The sequence below is a fragment of the Streptomyces echinoruber genome, from assembly GCF_014651135.1.
GTDB classification, from domain to species: domain Bacteria; phylum Actinomycetota; class Actinomycetes; order Streptomycetales; family Streptomycetaceae; genus Streptomyces; species Streptomyces echinoruber.
In genome coordinates, this window is the sequence record NZ_BMWH01000002.1 from 398,030 (window position 1) to 413,911 (window position 15,882).

Below are 15,882 nucleotides of genomic sequence, written 5' to 3' on the forward strand. Positions count from 1 at the left end.
GCGCACACCGCGGTTCCTGCGGCTCTACGCGCGTCCGTCCGCAGGTGCGGCGGTCAGGTCCCGGCGGCACGTGTCGTCCCCGTGCACGCACCCGACTGCGTCATATGCGCCAACGCCGATCCGCGCGAGGTTGCGCAGGCTCTCGGTGCCGGGCGTGAAGTACCCGGTGTGGCCCCGGGCGCCGGCCGCGGACAGCACCCGCGCGCCGAACGCGGGCGAGACCGGGTCGGCGCCGTGGCCCAGGCCGCCGAGCTCCAGGTACGGCACGTCCTGGATCCAGTCGGTGGGGTTCCGCATCGCCCACACGTGGGCGGCGGTGCCCAGCTGCGCGGCCCGCCGCACCCGCATGCCGGGGCTGCCGGCCACCGCGATGTCCGCCACCCGGCGCGGCAGGCCGCGCGCGGCCACCCCGCACACCACCGAGCCGTAGCTGTGGCAGAACAGGGAGACGGGCGCGTGGCCGGGCAGCGCCCGCACCAGCGCGTTCAGGCGGACGGCGCCCTCCTCGGCGCGCATCGCGGTGGCCGCGTCCACGCCGAGCCCGCTGGGCGCGGTGTAGTCGGCCCAGGCGATCACGGCGGTCCGGGCGTCGGGGCGCGCCGCGCGCTCGGCGTCGTACAGCGACTCGGCCATGCCGACGGGCGCCGCGTACCGGCGGTTGGTGCGCTGGAAGGTGAGCAGGTCGGTGTCGACGCCGGGCACGACGACGGAGACGCGCCGGGCCCGCGTCAGGTCGCCGAAGACCTCGGCGACCCGGCCGGAGCCCTCCGGGTCGAAGGCGAGGATGTGCCGGCGGGCGCTCATCAGCATGGTGTAGCGGTGCATGCGCCGGCCCGCCTCTTGCTGCCCGGCCGGGGTGAGCCGCGGGTCGTGCAGGCGGGCGAGCTCGGCCCTGCGGGCCTGCCCGAGCGCGATGCGGTTGGCCTCGTAGCGCAGGGCGACCGGGGCGCCGTTCATGTTGCCGACCGCGAGCGGGTAGCGGTGGGCGAGGACGGCGCGCTCCCGGGCGGTGAGGGAGGCGAAGAAGCGGGCGATCCGGGCCGGGGCCGCCTGCGGGTCGGGCAGCCGGTGCCCGCGCAGGCGGCCGTGCTCCCAGGCGGCCACGGAGGCCTGCAGCGCGGTGGTGGCCCGGTGGCCGCGCACGGCCGTCCAGCCGGTGGTCGCGAGCATCACGAAGACCACGGCCAGCGCCGCCAGCGCACGCCAGACGTTCGGGGAGGGGGAGGTGTCGAAGGAAGTCACTGGGAGGACACACTAGGAGAACGAACCGGTCTCGCGTGAATCGAGTGACAGGGATCACGTTTCGACCGCGGGGCCGACGGTCACCGGTCCGCCCCGCTCACCGCCCGCCTGCCTGCGTCTTCCGCGTCGGCCGCCGGCCGCCTGTCCGCGCCTTCCGCGCCTTCCGCGTCTTCCGTGTCGGCCGACGGCCCGCCCGCGCCCCCCGCCCCGGTCCCGCGCCGGTCAGCCCGTCAGTCCGCGCGCCAGTGCCCGGTCAGCGCCGGGCCCACCTGGTCGAGGTAGGCCGCCGTCAGCGTCCGGATCGCCGCCAGGCTGAAGTCCTCGCCGGTGCTCCACTGCCGTTCGGTGACCCGCATCACCCCGCCGAAGACGGCCACCGCCAGCCGCGGCCGGGGATCGGTCGCCACGTCGACGCCCTCCCGCTCGGCCAGCAGGCGCGCGAGGCGCTCCTCGATCTCCGCCGAGCGGCGCAGGTGCGCGGCGAGCAGCACCGGCGTCGACTCGATCAGCCGGTACATGCGCAGGTACAGCTCCACCGGCACGACCGACTCGACGGCCTCGCGCAGGGTGTCCCAGCCCTCCAGCACGGCCCGGCGCAGCGCCTCCATGGGCGCCTCGTGCGGCGGGCGCGAGCGCAGGGCGGCGAGGAAGTGCTCCTCGGCCAGGGCCTGGACGGCGAAGGCGGCCTCCTCCTTGCCGGGGAAGTAGCGGAAGAAGGTGCGCTGCGAGACCTCGGCGGCCTCGGCGATCTCGTCGACGGTCGTCCGCTCGTAGCCCTGGGTGGTGAACAGCTCCAGGGCGGTGCGCAGCAGGGTGTCCCGGGTGCGCCTCTTCTTGCGTTCGCGCAGCCCCGGCCGCGGCGCCGGACGTGCGATCTCCGCCGTGTCCATGGGTCCTCTCCAACCGGTCCTACCCGCTCAGGGTAGAGGCGGATGTTCTGTCAGTGACCGACTGGTGAACCGGTTTGTCAACTGTCAGCGGCTGTCACTAGCCTCGAACGCATGACTGGTCAGACCGCCATCGAAGCGACGGGCCCGGGGGGCGCGGCCGGCTCGTCCGGCTCGACGCCGCCCAGGGGGCTGCGCGGCCACCCCTGGATCACTCTCGTCACCGTCGCCGTCGGGGTCATGATGGTGGCCCTCGACGGCACCATCGTCGCCATCGCCAACCCCGCCATCCAGAAGGACCTGGACGCCAGCTTCTCGGACGTCCAGTGGATCACCAACGGCTACTTCCTCGCCCTGGCGGTCACCCTGATCACCGCGGGCAAGCTCGGCGACCGCTTCGGCCACCGCCAGACCTTTCTCGTCGGCGTGACCGGCTTCGCCGCCTCCTCCGGCGCCATCGGCCTGTCCCACTCCATCGCCCTGGTCGTCTCCTTCCGGGTGCTGCAGGGCCTGTTCGGGGCGCTGCTGATGCCGGCCGCGCTCGGCCTGCTGCGGGCCACCTTCCCGGCCGAGCGGCTCAACATGGCCATCGGCATCTGGGGCATGGTCATCGGCGCCTCCACCGCGGGCGGCCCGATCCTCGGCGGCGTCCTCGTCGAGCACGTCAACTGGCAGTCGGTGTTCTTCATCAACGTGCCCGTCGGCGCCCTCGCGCTGGTCCTGGGCCTGCTGATCCTCCTCGACCACCGCGCCGAGAACGCCCCGCGCTCCTTCGACCTGCTCGGCATCGCCCTGCTGTCGGCCGCGATGTTCTGCCTGGTGTGGGCCCTCATCAAGGCCCCCACCTGGGGCTGGGGCGACGGGCGGACGTGGGCCTTCATCGGCGCCTCCGTCGTCGGCTTCGCCCTGTTCGCCTTCTGGGAGACGAAGGTGCGCGAGCCGCTGATCCCGCTGGCGCTGTTCCGCTCCGTGCCCCTGTCCGCGGGGGTCGTGCTGATGGTCCTCATGGCCATCGCCTTCATGGGCGGCCTGTTCTTCGTCACCTTCTACCTGCAGAACGTGCACGGCATGAGCCCGGTCGACGCCGGCCTGCACCTGCTGCCGCTCACCGGCATGATGATCGTCGGCTCCCCGCTGGCCGGCGCCCTCATCACCCGGCTCGGCCCGCGCATCCCGCTCGCGGGCGGCATGATCTGCACCGCGGTCGCCATGTACGGCATGTCGACGCTCGAGGCGGACACCGGCGGCGGCGTGATGTCCCTGTGGTTCGCGCTGCTCGGCCTCGGCCTCGCCCCGGTCATGGTCGGCGCCACCGAGGTCATCGTCGGCAACGCGCCGATGGAGCTCTCCGGCGTCGCCGGCGGCCTCCAGCAGGCCGCCATGCAGATCGGCGGCAGCCTCGGCACGGCCGTGCTGGGCGCCGTGATGGCCTCCAAGGTGGACCACGCCCTGCCCGGCAACTGGACGCGCGCGGGTCTGCCGCGGCTCACCCCGGCCCAGCTCGACCAGGCGTCCGAGGCGGTCCAGGTCGGTGTCGCGCCGGTGCCGAAGGGCACGCCCGGGCCGATCGCCGCGAAGGTCACGGCCGTCGCGCACGACACCTTCATGTCCGGCATGAGCCTGGCCTCGCTCGTCGCGGCCGGGGTCGCGGCCGTGGCCGTGCTGGTCGCCCTGCTGACCAAGCGCGGCGAGAACGCGCAGGCGGGCGCGGGCGTCGGGCACATCTGAGGGCGACACGTCCGAGGGCGGCCGCCTGCGGCTTCCCGCCGCGGGCGGGCACCCGTGGGCGGGCGACCCACGGATAGGCACCCGTGGGCGGGCACCCATGGGCGGCGGACGGCCGTCCGCCGCCCACCGGCCGGACCGGCCGGTGGGGAAACCGGCCTGTGGGGAAATGAGAGAAATTCACCTATTTGGGTGACTCTGTTCAAGATCCCTCGCCTCCGGCGCGCGCCGCAGGTCACAGTGGGTCACGTCCTCCGCAGGGCATGGGGACGGATCGCTGCGGCGCGCTGCTGGAGGGGGGCAGCGCGCGGGCAGCGCCCTCTCCCGCCCGGAACATGGGGACTCCCGCCCGGGACGTGGGGGCTCCCGCCCGGGACACCAGGAAGAGCACGGCCGCCGAGGCGGAAAAAAGTACGGCCGTCAAGGATTGCCCGCCAGGGCCGGGGTACCCGCACCAGTATCACGGAGAACCCGAACTGGCCGCACGGCCAAGGGAGTTGATATGGCGGGCTTGGGGCACGGAACGCGCGGGTACCCCCGCTCACGTGGCCGGACGGGGTCACGGACCGGGCCGGACCGCGCGACACTCGGGATCATCGGGGCCATCTGCGCCGTCGCCGGATTCTTCGCGCTGAGCATCGTCCTCGGCCCGGTGGCGGTCGTCTGCGGCCGGCTGGCCATGGGTCGCGCCTGGGCGGGCGGCCGCGGCAACCTGCCGGCCCTGATCGCTCTCGTGCTGGGCGCCATCGACACCCTCCTGGCGGTCGTCCGGCTGATCGGAGCCGCGGCTTCGGGCAGCCCGGTGTTCTGACCGGATCCGGTCCGGGGCCGCGGCCCCCGGCGGGCATCCGCCGGGGGCCCGCCCGTGCGCCGGTGTGCTCACCGCCGCAGCTCCTCCGCCCGTTCGGAGAGCAGGGCGACCTCCGCCCGCAGCGCGCGGACCTCCTCCGCCAGCCTCTCGATGGCCTCGGTCTGCCGCCGCTCCGCCATGTCGTCCCGCTCGAACCGGGCGATGAACCATGTGGCGATGTTCGCGGTCACCACACCCAGCAGCGCGATGCCGGACAGCATCAGCCCGACGGCCAGCATCCGCCCCAGTCCGGTCGTCGGCGCGTGGTCCCCGTACCCGACGGTCGTCATCGTCGTGAACGACCACCACACCGCGTCGCCCAGCGTCTTGATGTTCCCGTTCGGCGCGTTCCGCTCCACCGACAGCACCGCCAGCGAGCCGAACATCAGCAGCCCCACCACGGACCCGGCGACATACGTGGTCAGCCGGATCTGTGAGGCCATCCGCGCCCGCCGCCCGACGAGCAGCAGCGTCGCCACGACCCGCAGCAGCCGCAGCGGCTGCAGCAGCGGCAGCAGCACCGCGCACAGGTCGAGCCAGTGCGTGCGCACGAACTCCCGGCGCCGCGGGGTCAGCGCCAGCCGGACCAGGTAGTCCACGGCGAACGCGCCCCACACCGCCCACTCCGTCACCGTGCAGGCGAGCGTGACCGGCCGGCTCGCGGCGCTGTCCACGATCGGCACGGCGTAGGCCAGCGCGAAGACCACCGCCAGCGCCAACAGGGGCCGCTGGGTGCGCCGTTCCCAGCGGGCCTGGGCCGAGTCTTCCCTCATGGGGGCATCGTAAAGAAAACGTAAGGGCGGCGGAGCTGCGCGCTCCGCCGCCCCGCGGCACCGGGACCGCGCGGCGCTACGCGTCGCCGCCGGCCGTCCCCGGGTGCGCCGCCGTCACGTCCAGCAGCCGGTAGCGGTCGACGGCCTGCTTGAGCACCGACCGGTCCACCTTGCCCTCGCGCGCCAGCTCGGTGAGCACCGCGACCACGATCGACTGGGCGTCGATGTGGAAGAACCGCCGCGCCGCACCCCGCGTGTCGGCGAAGCCGAAGCCGTCCGCGCCGAGCGACTGATAGGTGCCCGGCACCCACCGCGCGATCTGGTCGGGCACCGACCGCATCCAGTCGGACACGGCCACGAACGGGCCCTGGCAGCCGCTGAGCTTGCGCGTCACATACGGCACCCGCTGCTCCTCCTCCGGGTGCAGCAGGTTGTGCTCCTCGCAGGCCACCGCATCGCGCCGCAGCTCGTTCCAGGAGGTCGCCGACCACACGTCGGCCCGCACGTTCCAGTCCTCGGCGAGGATGCGCTGGGCGTCGAGCGCCCACGGCACCGCCACGCCCGACGCCATGATCTGCGCCGGGATCGAGCCGCTCGAGCCCGCGCTGATCCGGTGGATGCCCCTGAGGATGCCCTCGACGTCCACGCCCTCCGGCTCGGCCGGCTGCCGGATGGGCTCGTTGTAGACGGTGAGGTAGTAGAAGACGTCCTCGCCGTTCGGGTGCTCGGGGGAGCTGCCGTACATCCGGCGCAGGCCGTCCTGGACGATGTGCGCGATCTCGTAGGCGTACGCCGGGTCGTAGGCGACGCACGCCGGGTTGGTCGACGCCAGGAGCTGGGAGTGCCCGTCGGCGTGCTGCAGCCCCTCACCGGTCAGTGTCGTACGGCCGGCGGTCGCGCCCAGCACGAAGCCGCGCGCCAGCTGGTCGGCCATCTGCCAGAACTGGTCGCCCGTGCGCTGGAAGCCGAACATCGAGTAGAAGACGTACACCGGGATCATGTGCTCGCCGTGCGTGGCGTAGGCCGAGCCGGCCGCGATCAGCGAGGCCGTGCAGCCCGCCTCGGAGATGCCGTCGTGCAGCATCTGCCCGGTCGGTGACTCCTTGTACGCCAGCAGCAGGTCGCGGTCGACGGACTCGTAGAGCTGGCCGAGCGGCGAGTAGATCTTCGCGCTGGGGAAGAAGGAGTCCATGCCGAAGGTGCGGTACTCGTCCGGCGCGATCAGCACGAACCGCCTGCCGATCTCCTTGTCGCGCATGAGGTCCTTCAGCAGCCGGACGAACGCCATGGTGGTGGCGATCATCTGCTGCCCGGAGCCCTTCTTCACCGTGGCGAAGGTCTTGTCGTCGGGCTGCGGCAGGGGCTTGGCGCGCACCACGCGGGTCGGCACGTACCCGCCCAGGTTCCTGCGCCGGTCGTGCATGTACTGGATCTCCTCCGAGTCCCGGCCCGGGTGGTAGTACGGCGGCGGGCCGGACTCCAGCTCCCGGTCGGAGATCGGCAGGTGCAGGCGGTCCCGGAAGCGCTTGAGGTCGTCGACCGTCAGCTTCTTCATCTGGTGGGTGGCGTTGCGGCCCTCGAAGTTGGGGCCCAGCGTCCAGCCCTTGATCGTCTTGGCCAGGATGACCGTCGGCTGCCCCTTGTGCTCCACGGCCGCCTTGTACGCCGCGTAGATCTTGCGGTGGTCGTGCCCGCCGCGGCCCAGGTGCAGGATCTGGTCGTCGGTCATGTGCTCGACCATCTTGCGCAGCCGCAGGTCGTCGCCGAAGAAGTGCTCGCGGATGTAGGCGCCCGACTCGGTGGCGTACGTCTGGAACTGGCCGTCCGGCGTGGTGTTCATCTTGTTGACGAGCACCCCGTCGCGGTCCTGGGCGAGCAGCGGGTCCCAGGAGCGGTCCCAGATCAGCTTGATCACGTTCCAGCCGGCGCCGCGGAACACCGACTCCAGCTCCTGGATTATCTTGCCGTTGCCGCGCACCGGGCCGTCCAGGCGCTGCAGGTTGCAGTTGACCACGAAGGTCAGGTTGTCCAGGCCCTCGCGGGCGGCCAGGGTGAGCTGGCCGAGCGACTCCGGCTCGTCCATCTCGCCGTCGCCGAGGAACGCCCACACCCGGCAGCGGGAGGTGTCGGCGATCCCGCGCGCGTGCAGGTAGCGGTTCATCCGCGCCTGGTAGATCGCGCCGATCGCGCCCAGGCCCATGGAGACCGTCGGGAACTCCCAGAAGTCCGGCATGGAGCGCGGGTGCGGGTAGCTGGACAGGCCGTGGGGGGCCTTGGACTTCTCCTGCCGGAAGCCGTCCAGATTCTCCTCGGAGAGCCGGTCGAGCAGGTACGCGCGCGCGTAGATGCCCGGGGAGGCGTGCCCCTGGAAGAAGACCTGGTCGCCCCCGTCGCCCTCGCCCTTGCCGCGGAAGAAGTGGTTGAAGCCGACGTCGTAGAGGGAGGCGGAGGAGGCGAAGGTGGCGATGTGGCCGCCGACGCCGATGCCCGGCCGCTGGGCGCGGGAGACCATCACCGCGGCGTTCCAGCGGGTCGCGTTCAGGATCTTGCGCTCGATCTCCTCGTTGCCCGGGAAGAACGGCTCGTCCTTGGTGGCGATGGTGTTGACGTAGTCCGTGCTGCGCATCTCGGGCACGGCCACGCGCCGCTCGCGGGCCCGCTCGATCAGCCGCAGCATGAGGTACCGGGCCCGCTCGCGGCCGCGCGCGTCGATCGCCGCGTCGAGCGAGTCGAGCCACTCCTGGGTCTCTTCGGGATCGAAGTCAGGAACCTGACTCGGAAGGCCGCCAATGATGATCGGGTTGCGATCGGATCCGGAAGCCACGCTGTTCCTTACCTGTCGGAGGGCGACATTTTCTGGGTTTCTCGGGGTGTCGTGGGACTTCGGGGGGAGTCTGGGGCTGGACCTGAGCTGTTCCCCATCGTGTACCTCGCGGAAGCGAAACGACATCTCTACCGAGAGGTAACCCGGGAACCGGCCGGGCTCCCCTCCACCCGGGCCGGGTTCCCCCGCGTCCGGGCTCGTCCGTGCTCATTCGGGCCGGGTTCCCAAAGTCGCAAAGCGGGCACAACGCCGTGGTGTGCGTCACCGCGGAGCGCGATACCGTGTCAGGAGTTGCGGCGACCCGGCCCGGATCGTCACCGTTTCGACGGTCCGAACCGCCGGGTACTTGCGCGATCCGCCCCGCCCGTGTGGACTACGGCCAATGCTTCGCGCACGCGCGTGGCTGAAGACCTATATCGCAACATCACCAGGAGGCAACCCGTGAGCGCGACCGCGGACCACGCGGAGGAGCGGACGAACCCTGCCGTGAGGCTGGGGTTCCAGCCCGGGCAGGTGGTCCAGGAGATCGGCTACGACGAAGACGTCGACCAGGAGCTCCGCGAGGCCATCGAGGACCTGATCGGCAGCGAGCTCGTCGACGAGGACTACGACGACGTGGCCGACGCCGTGGTGCTGTGGTTCCGCGACGAGGACGGCGACCTGACGGACGCGCTGGTGGACGCCACCACGTACGTCGAGGAGGGCGGCGCGATCCTGCTGCTCACGCCGAAGACCGGCCGGGACGGCTACGTGGAGCCCAGCGACATCTCTGAAGCCGCGACGACGGCGGGTCTGTCGGCGAGCAAGAGCGTCAGTGTGGGCAAGGACTGGAGCGGCTCGCGTCTGGTGACGCCGAAGGCCGCCAAGTCCAAGCGGTGACGGCTCCGCCCCGGTGAGCGACCCCGGACGGGCCGGCGTTCCCCGGCCCGTCCGCCACCTCTCGGCGGGCGCTGCGTAGGGTGGTCCCACCCGAACAGCCCACCGAAGGGAAACCGAGGACGATGGCGATCCAGGTCGGCGACAAGGCGCCCGACTTCGAGCTGAAGGACAACCACGGCCGCACCGTACGGCTCTCGGACTTCCGCGGCAGCAAGAACGTGGTCCTGCTCTTCTACCCCTTCGCCTTCACCGGCGTGTGCACCGGCGAGCTGTGCGAGCTGCGCGACCACCTGCCGCAGTTCTCCGACCGCGACACCCAGGTGCTCGCCGTCTCCAACGACTCCATCCACACCCTGCGCGTCTTCGCCGAGCAGGAGAACCTGGAGTACCCGCTGCTCAGCGACTTCTGGCCGCACGGCAACGTCTCCCGCGCCTACGGCGTCTTCGACGAGGACAAGGGCTGCGCCCTGCGCGGGACCTTCATCATCGACAAGGAGGGCGTCGTGCGGTGGACCGTCGTCAACGGCCTGCCGGACGCGCGTGACCTGAACGAGTACGTGAAGGCGCTCGACACCCTCTGACGTGTTCGGCTCCAGGGCCTGCGGGGGGCGGGAACCCGTCACTAGGATCGACTCGTTGATCCGGCATACGGCACACGACGTACGAAACGACGGGGCTCCCCGCCCCCGGAACCCAAGGAGGACTCGTGGGAGTCAGCCTCAGCAAGGGCGGCAACGTATCGCTGACGAAGGAGGCCCCGGGCCTGACCGCGGTCATCGTCGGTCTGGGGTGGGACGCCCGCACCACGACCGGCACGGACTTCGACCTGGACGCCAGCGCGCTGCTGCTGAACTCCTCCGGCAAGGTCGTCAGCGACCAGCACTTCGTCTTCTTCAACAACCTCAAGAGCCCCGACGGCTCCGTGGAGCACACCGGCGACAACCTCACCGGTGAGGGCGAGGGCGACGACGAGCAGATCAAGGTCAACCTCGCCGGGGTCCCGGCCGAGGTCGACAAGATCGTCTTCCCGGTGTCCATCTACGACGCCGAGAACCGCGGCCAGTCCTTCGGACAGGTGCGCAACGCGTTCATCCGCGTCGTCAACCAGGCCAACCAGCAGGAGATCGCCCGCTACGACCTGAGCGAGGACGCCTCCACCGAGACCGCCATGGTCTTCGGTGAGCTCTACCGGCACGGCGCGGAGTGGAAGTTCCGCGCCATCGGCCAGGGCTACGCCTCGGGCCTGCGCGGCATCGCGCAGGACTTCGGCGTCAACGTCTGAGCGAGCGGCCGCAGCACCCACCGCACCCGTCCGGCGCCGCACGCCTTCGTGCGGCGCCGGACGCGCAGGACCACCGGCACACGGCACGACCCGCACAGGGCACGACCCGCACACGGCACCACCGGCTCCGCTCGGCACCATCTCGCACCGTCTCGGGGAGGACCATCATCATGGGCGTCACGCTCGCCAAGGGGGGCAACGTCTCCCTGTCCAAGGCCGCACCCAACCTGACCCAGGTGTCGGTCGGGCTCGGCTGGGACGCGCGCTCCACCACCGGCGCACCCTTCGACCTCGACGCCAGCGCGCTGCTGTGCCAGGGCGGGCGGGTGCTGGGCGACGAGTGGTTCGTCTTCTACAACAACCTCAAGAGCCCCGACGGCTCCGTGGAGCACACCGGCGACAATCTCACCGGTGAGGGCGAGGGCGACGACGAGACGATCCTGGTCGACCTCTCCCGGGTGCCGGCGCAGTGCGACAAGATCGTCTTCCCGGTCTCCATCCATCTGGCCGACGAGCGCCGCCAGACCTTCGGCCAGGTCAGCAACGCCTTCATCCGCGTCGTCAACCAGGCCGACGGCCAGGAGCTGGCCCGCTACGACCTGAGCGAGGACGCCTCCACCGAGACCGCCATGATCTTCGGTGAGCTCTACCGCTACCAGGGCGAGTGGAAGTTCCGGGCCGTCGGACAGGGGTACGCATCCGGTCTGCGCGGCATCGCCCTCGACTTCGGGGTGAACGTCGCGTAGGTGCCGGCCGAGGGGGCCCCGCCCGCTCCGCGACCTACAAGCACTCTAAACTTCGGGGTCAACGTTGAGTAAAGCCGAGTGCGGCGCGGGGGGTTCTCCCTCCAGCTCCGCCCGGGGACCCCGACACACGATTGGGTAGCCAGTGCTTCTGAAAACCTTCGGCTGGTCGTTCGCGGTCACCGCGCTCGGTCTGGTCGCAGCGGTGCTCTACGACGGGTGGACCGCCCTCGGCATCGTGGCGATCCTCGGCATCCTCGAGGTCTCGCTGTCCTTCGACAACGCGGTGGTCAACGCCGGGATCCTGAAGAAGATGAGCGCCTTCTGGCAGAGGATCTTCCTCACCGTCGGCGTGCTCATCGCGGTCTTCGGCATGCGGCTGGTCTTCCCCGTCCTCATCGTCGCCGTCACCGCGAAGAAGAACCCGGTCGACGCGGTCGATCTGGCGCTGACCGACCGGGACCTCTACCAGCAGCTCGTCACCGACGCCCACCCGGCGATCGCGGCGTTCGGCGGCATGTTCCTGCTGATGATCTTCCTGGACTTCATCTTCGAGGACCGGGACATCCAGTGGCTGCGCTGGATCGAGCGGCCGCTGGCCAAGCTCGGCAAGGTCGACATGCTGTCGGTCTGCCTCGCGCTGATCGTCCTGCTGATCACCTCCTTCACCTTCGCCACCCACGCCCACCAGCACGGCGGCGCGCACGTCGACAAGGCGCAGACCGTGCTCATCGCCGGCATCGCCGGCCTGATCACGTACATGATCGTCGGCGGGCTCTCCGGCTACTTCGAGGACCGGCTGGAGGAAGAGGAGGAACGCGAGCACGAGGAGGAGGAAGAGGCCGCGCGCAGCGGCAGGCAGCGCTCGGCGGTCGCACTGGTCGGCAAGGCCGCGTTCTTCATGTTCCTCTACCTGGAGGTCCTGGACGCGTCCTTCTCCTTCGACGGCGTCATCGGCGCCTTCGCCATCACCAACGACATCGTCCTGATGGCCCTCGGCCTGGGCATCGGCGCGATGTACGTCCGCTCCCTGACCGTCTACCTGGTCCGCCAGGGCACCCTGGACGACTACGTCTACCTGGAGCACGGCGCACACTACGCGATCGGCGCGCTCGCCGTGATCCTGATGGTCACCATCCAGTACGAGATCAACGAGGTCGTCACCGGCCTGGTCGGCGTCCTCCTGATCGCCTGGTCCTTCTTCTCCTCCGTGCGCCGCAACCGCGCGCTGGCGGCCGGGGAGGGCAAGGCGGAGGATTCCGACGAGCCGGCCGAGGTCTCCTCCCGCGCGTGAGGCGGGCCCCCGCCGCCCGCGCCGGCCCGGGTGTGTGAACGGCACCCGGGTGAGGCAGGCTCTCAGCGGGGCGGCCCGGAAACCGGCCGGTTTCCGGGCCGCCCCGCTGAGTCGTGTCCACGTGCGCAACAGGGGGCGGGAGACGGGAGATGGGACTTTTCGACGGTCTGCTGGGCGGGCGGGCGGCCCAGTTCGACTCGGGCAGCTCCTCCACCAACGCCATCGAGCTGACCAAACGGCACCATCAGGTGTCGCTGACCAAGCAGGGCGCGGCCACCGGCCACCTGCGGATCAACCTGACCTGGCGGATGCGCACCTCCGACGTGGGCGGCGGCCGGCGCGAGAGCCTGCTGCGCCACCCGCTGCGGGCGCTGAAGCCGCCGGAGGTGATGGGCCACACCCAGAGCATGGTCGACGTCGACCTCGACCTGGGCTGCCTGTACGAGCTGGCCGACGGCAGCAAGGGCGTCGTCCAGCCTCTCGGCGGCTTCTTCGGCGACGTCAACTCGCCGCCGTACGTGAAGCTCAGCGGCGACGACCGGTTCGGCTCGGCGTCCGGCGAGACGATGTACGTCAACCTCGACCACCGGGACGACATCAAACGGCTGCTCGTCTTCGTCTACATCTACGACCAGACGCCCGCCTTCGACCGCACCCACGCCATCGTCACGCTCTATCCCGGCAACGGCCCCCGCATCGAGATCCACCTCGACGAGCGCCACCCGCAGGCCCGTTCCTGTGCCGTCGTCATGATCGAGAAGGTCAGGGACGAGATCGTGGTGCGCCGTGAGGTGAAGTTCGTCTACGGCTTCCAGGCCGAACTGGACCGGCTCTACGGGTGGGGGCTGCAGTGGGGCCGGGGCTACAAGACGAAGGTGTAGGCGCAGCCCCGGCCGCGGCGCGGCTCAGTCCCGTACGCGGCGCGGCTCAGCCCCGTACGAACTGCGGGCCCATCGGCGGCATGCGGAACTCCGCGTCCGGCACCGGTGGCGCCGCCGGCGGGTAGCCGTAGCCGAAGGCCCCGCCCTGCGCGGTCGCGGCGCCCTGCGCGGTCGAGGCGGGCTGTGCGGTCGCGGCGGGCTCGCCCTGCGGGTGCCCGTAGGCCGCGGTGCCCGCCGGCTGCGGGTAGCTGTACGCGGGCTGTGCATGCTGCGGCTGCTGCGGCTGCGGATAGCCGTAGGAGGGCGGCGACTGCTCCGGCGGCAGCGGCCGGGACAGGTCCGGTGCCGGGGCGCCCTGCTGGAGTGCCGTCGACGGGGCACCGTCCGCCCCCTCCGACTCGTCCACGGAGATGCCGAAGTCGGTCGCCAGGCCCTTAAGGCCCTGGGTGTAGCCCTCGCCGAGCGCCCGGAACTTCCAGCCCTCCCCGCGCCGGTAGAGCTCACCGCAGATCAGCGCGGTCTCCTCGCCGGTCTCCGGCTTGATGTCGAAGGTGGCCAGCGGCTCCCCGTCCGCGGCGCCCGCGTCGTACAGCAGGATGCACAGCGACCGCACCCGGCCGAACGGCACCCCGTCCGCGGAGGCGACCAGCAGCACCCGGCCCACCTCCGCCTCCATCGCGGCGAGGTCCGTCTGGATCGTGTCGGTCAGACCGTCGGCGGTGCGCTTCTTGCCCAGCCGCCACACCGTGCCCGACGGGTGGCGGGGCTGGTTGTAGAAGACGAAGTCCTCGTCCGAACGCACGCGCCCGTCCGGGCCGAGCAGCAGCGCCGAGGCGTCGACGTCGGGAACGCCCTGACCGGGCTGCCAGCGCAGGACGGCGCGTACCGTGGCGGCTTCCAGCGGGACGTTCGACCCCTTCAGCATGGCGTGCGTCATGCGGCAATCCTGCCTTGCCGGTCCTGGCCACGACAATGCGGGTGCGGCGGCGCGGGCGCCACCCGCACGGCACCGCCACCGCGGGAGCTCCCCGCGTGCGTTACCTGATTTTCATGCGCCGGGGGAACCGGGGGCACCCGCACCTACGTACTATTACCGGCCACCTTTCGACCGTCTGTTCTCGGCCGTCACGGCCGCAGAGGGAGCTCCATGCGTCATTTCGGGCACATCGCCCCGGAGGTGCGGCAGCGCCTCTTCCACCGCCAGCCGTGCGAGTTCACCACCGACTCCCCGGCCCGGCTGCTCTCCGCGGCCCTCGGGGCCACTCTGTACAGCCCGGCCACCCGGCCGCGGCTCGCCGACGACATCGTCAAGCAGACCGGCCGCGGCGTGGTGTCGATGGTGCTGTGCCTGGAGGACTCGATCGACGACGCGGACGTGCCGGCGGCCGAGGAGAACCTGGTGCGCCACCTCACCGACCTGGCCGGACGCGCCCCCTTCGACACGGACCCGCCGCTGCTGTTCGTCCGGGTCCGCGCCCCCGGGCAGATACCCGACCTGGTCCGCCGTCTGGGCCCGGCGGTGCGGCTGCTGTCCGGTTTCGTCCTGCCGAAGTTCACCGAGGAGCGCGGCATGCCGTTCCTGGAGGCGCTGGCGCAGGCCGAGGCGGACAGCGGGCGGCGGCTGTTCGCCATGCCGGTGCTGGAGTCGCCCGAGCTGCTGTACCGCGAGTCGCGCGTGGAGACCCTGGAGGGCATCTTCCGCGCGGTCGACAAGTACCGCGAGCGGGTGCTGGCGCTGCGCCTGGGCGTGACCGACTTCTGCTCCTCCTACGGGCTGCGCCGCGCCCCCGACATGACCGCCTACGACGTGCAGGTCGTCGCCTCCGTCATCGCCGACGTGGTCAACATGCTGGGCCGCGCCGACGGCACCGGATTCACCGTCACCGGACCGGTGTGGGAGTACTTCCGCGTCCAGGAGCGCATGTTCAAGCCGCAGTTGCGGCAGAGCCCGTTCCTGGAGGGGCACGCGGTGGAGCTGCGGCAGGCGCTGATCGAGCACGCCATGGACGGACTGCTGCGCGAGATCAGCCTGGACCAGGCCAACGGCCTGCTCGGCAAGACCTGCATCCACCCCTCGCACGTGCCGCCCGTGCACGCCCTGTCGGTCGTCAGCCACGAGGAGTTCAGCGACGCCCGGGACATCCTCCGGCCGGAGCGCTGCGGCGGGGGCGTGCTGCGGTCGGCGTACACCAACAAGATGAACGAGGTGAAGCCGCACCGCGCCTGGGCCGAGCGGATCCTGCTGCGCGCCGAGGTGTTCGGCGTCGCCCGCGAGGACGTCGGCTTCGTGGAGCTGCTCGCCGCCAGCATCCCCGGCGGCCTGCGCGGCACCGGCACCGGCACCCGGACGGGTGAGGCCGGCTGAACGGGGAGAGACTGGGAAGACCGCAGCACACGCGACGCAGGGACGGGGAAGTGAACGACGAGGCCGACGAGGCCAACAAGAGCAACGGGGTCAACGGGGCCGATCGGGACGGCAGGACCGACGGGAGCGGCAGGACC

General features: G+C 71.4%; 14 protein-coding genes. 9 read left to right on the plus strand and 5 right to left on the minus strand.

Annotated features, from left to right (window positions below):
* Window positions 1-24: 24 nt before the first annotated feature.
* Both IE225_RS04845 and IE225_RS04850 read right to left on the minus strand, forming a co-directional pair.
* Complete coding sequence (locus IE225_RS04845; protein WP_190056032.1) at window positions 25-1,242, minus strand: alpha/beta hydrolase; 1,218 nt, start codon at window positions 1,240-1,242, stop codon at window positions 25-27.
* Between the two features lie 230 nt (window positions 1,243-1,472).
* Entirely contained in the window at window positions 1,473-2,132 is a 660-nt protein-coding gene (locus tag IE225_RS04850; protein ID WP_190056033.1) for a TetR family transcriptional regulator, read from the minus strand.
* A 111-nt stretch (window positions 2,133-2,243) separates the two neighbouring features.
* Here IE225_RS04850 and IE225_RS04855 point away from each other — a divergent pair, with 111 nt between their 5' ends.
* Window positions 2,244-3,857, plus strand: coding sequence for an MFS transporter (locus tag IE225_RS04855; RefSeq protein ID WP_190056034.1), 1,614 nt, complete (start codon window positions 2,244-2,246; stop codon window positions 3,855-3,857).
* A gap of 499 nt (window positions 3,858-4,356) precedes the next feature.
* Complete coding sequence (locus IE225_RS04860; protein WP_190056035.1) at window positions 4,357-4,665, plus strand: small hydrophobic protein; 309 nt, start codon at window positions 4,357-4,359, stop codon at window positions 4,663-4,665.
* 68 nt (window positions 4,666-4,733) lie between these two features.
* Here IE225_RS04860 and IE225_RS04865 read toward each other — a convergent pair whose 3' ends face one another.
* Both IE225_RS04865 and aceE read right to left on the minus strand, forming a co-directional pair.
* Window positions 4,734-5,477, minus strand: a complete 744-nt coding sequence (locus IE225_RS04865) for a potassium channel family protein (protein ID WP_190056036.1) — start codon at window positions 5,475-5,477, stop codon at window positions 4,734-4,736.
* A 76-nt stretch (window positions 5,478-5,553) separates the two neighbouring features.
* A complete protein-coding gene (gene aceE / locus IE225_RS04870) occupies window positions 5,554-8,301 on the minus strand; it encodes a pyruvate dehydrogenase (acetyl-transferring), homodimeric type (RefSeq protein ID WP_190056037.1) in 2,748 nt (915 codons plus the stop codon).
* A 441-nt stretch (window positions 8,302-8,742) separates the two neighbouring features.
* Here aceE and IE225_RS04875 point away from each other — a divergent pair, with 441 nt between their 5' ends.
* The 6 genes from IE225_RS04875 to IE225_RS04900 all read left to right on the plus strand — a co-directional run bounded on the left by IE225_RS04875 (window position 8,743) and on the right by IE225_RS04900 (window position 13,380).
* Window positions 8,743-9,180 (plus strand): DUF3052 domain-containing protein, encoded by a 438-nt coding sequence (locus IE225_RS04875; RefSeq protein WP_190056038.1) that lies wholly within the window; start codon window positions 8,743-8,745, stop codon window positions 9,178-9,180.
* A 122-nt stretch (window positions 9,181-9,302) separates the two neighbouring features.
* Complete coding sequence (locus tag IE225_RS04880; protein WP_190056039.1) at window positions 9,303-9,761, plus strand: peroxiredoxin; 459 nt, start codon at window positions 9,303-9,305, stop codon at window positions 9,759-9,761.
* A 125-nt stretch (window positions 9,762-9,886) separates the two neighbouring features.
* Complete coding sequence (locus IE225_RS04885) at window positions 9,887-10,462, plus strand: TerD family protein (protein WP_190056040.1); 576 nt, start codon at window positions 9,887-9,889, stop codon at window positions 10,460-10,462.
* Between the two features lie 170 nt (window positions 10,463-10,632).
* Window positions 10,633-11,208, plus strand: coding sequence for a TerD family protein (locus IE225_RS04890; protein ID WP_190056041.1), 576 nt, complete (start codon window positions 10,633-10,635; stop codon window positions 11,206-11,208).
* A gap of 142 nt (window positions 11,209-11,350) precedes the next feature.
* Window positions 11,351-12,499, plus strand: coding sequence for a DUF475 domain-containing protein (locus IE225_RS04895; RefSeq protein ID WP_190056042.1), 1,149 nt, complete (start codon window positions 11,351-11,353; stop codon window positions 12,497-12,499).
* A gap of 149 nt (window positions 12,500-12,648) precedes the next feature.
* Window positions 12,649-13,380: a TerD family protein gene (locus IE225_RS04900; RefSeq protein ID WP_190056043.1), complete on the plus strand. Its 732-nt coding sequence runs from the start codon at window positions 12,649-12,651 to the stop codon at window positions 13,378-13,380.
* 46 nt (window positions 13,381-13,426) lie between these two features.
* Here the strand turns inward: IE225_RS04900 and IE225_RS04905 are convergent, their stop codons facing one another.
* Window positions 13,427-14,317, minus strand: coding sequence for a TerD family protein (locus tag IE225_RS04905; protein WP_190056044.1), 891 nt, complete (start codon window positions 14,315-14,317; stop codon window positions 13,427-13,429).
* A 210-nt stretch (window positions 14,318-14,527) separates the two neighbouring features.
* Between IE225_RS04905 and IE225_RS04910 the strand changes: the two genes are divergently transcribed.
* Window positions 14,528-15,745 (plus strand): HpcH/HpaI aldolase/citrate lyase family protein, encoded by a 1,218-nt coding sequence (locus tag IE225_RS04910; RefSeq protein ID WP_190056045.1) that lies wholly within the window; start codon window positions 14,528-14,530, stop codon window positions 15,743-15,745.
* Window positions 15,746-15,882 lie beyond the last annotated feature (137 nt).

What these genes read in the sequence shown, in the direction of transcription:
- IE225_RS04905 (WP_190056044.1), bottom strand. Translation starts at nt 14,317, where the DNA reads ATGACGCACGCCATGCTGAAGGGGTCGAACGTCCCGCTGGAAGCCGCC.
- IE225_RS04900 (WP_190056043.1), top strand. Translation starts at nt 12,649, where the DNA reads ATGGGACTTTTCGACGGTCTGCTGGGCGGGCGGGCGGCCCAGTTCGAC.
- IE225_RS04860 (WP_190056035.1), top strand. Translation starts at nt 4,357, where the DNA reads ATGGCGGGCTTGGGGCACGGAACGCGCGGGTACCCCCGCTCACGTGGC.
- IE225_RS04910 (WP_190056045.1), top strand. Translation starts at nt 14,528, where the DNA reads ATGCGTCATTTCGGGCACATCGCCCCGGAGGTGCGGCAGCGCCTCTTC.
- IE225_RS04865 (WP_190056036.1), bottom strand. Translation starts at nt 5,477, where the DNA reads ATGAGGGAAGACTCGGCCCAGGCCCGCTGGGAACGGCGCACCCAGCGG.
- IE225_RS04855 (WP_190056034.1), top strand. Translation starts at nt 2,244, where the DNA reads ATGACTGGTCAGACCGCCATCGAAGCGACGGGCCCGGGGGGCGCGGCC.
- IE225_RS04890 (WP_190056041.1), top strand. Translation starts at nt 10,633, where the DNA reads ATGGGCGTCACGCTCGCCAAGGGGGGCAACGTCTCCCTGTCCAAGGCC.
- IE225_RS04880 (WP_190056039.1), top strand. Translation starts at nt 9,303, where the DNA reads ATGGCGATCCAGGTCGGCGACAAGGCGCCCGACTTCGAGCTGAAGGAC.
- IE225_RS04850 (WP_190056033.1), bottom strand. Translation starts at nt 2,132, where the DNA reads ATGGACACGGCGGAGATCGCACGTCCGGCGCCGCGGCCGGGGCTGCGC.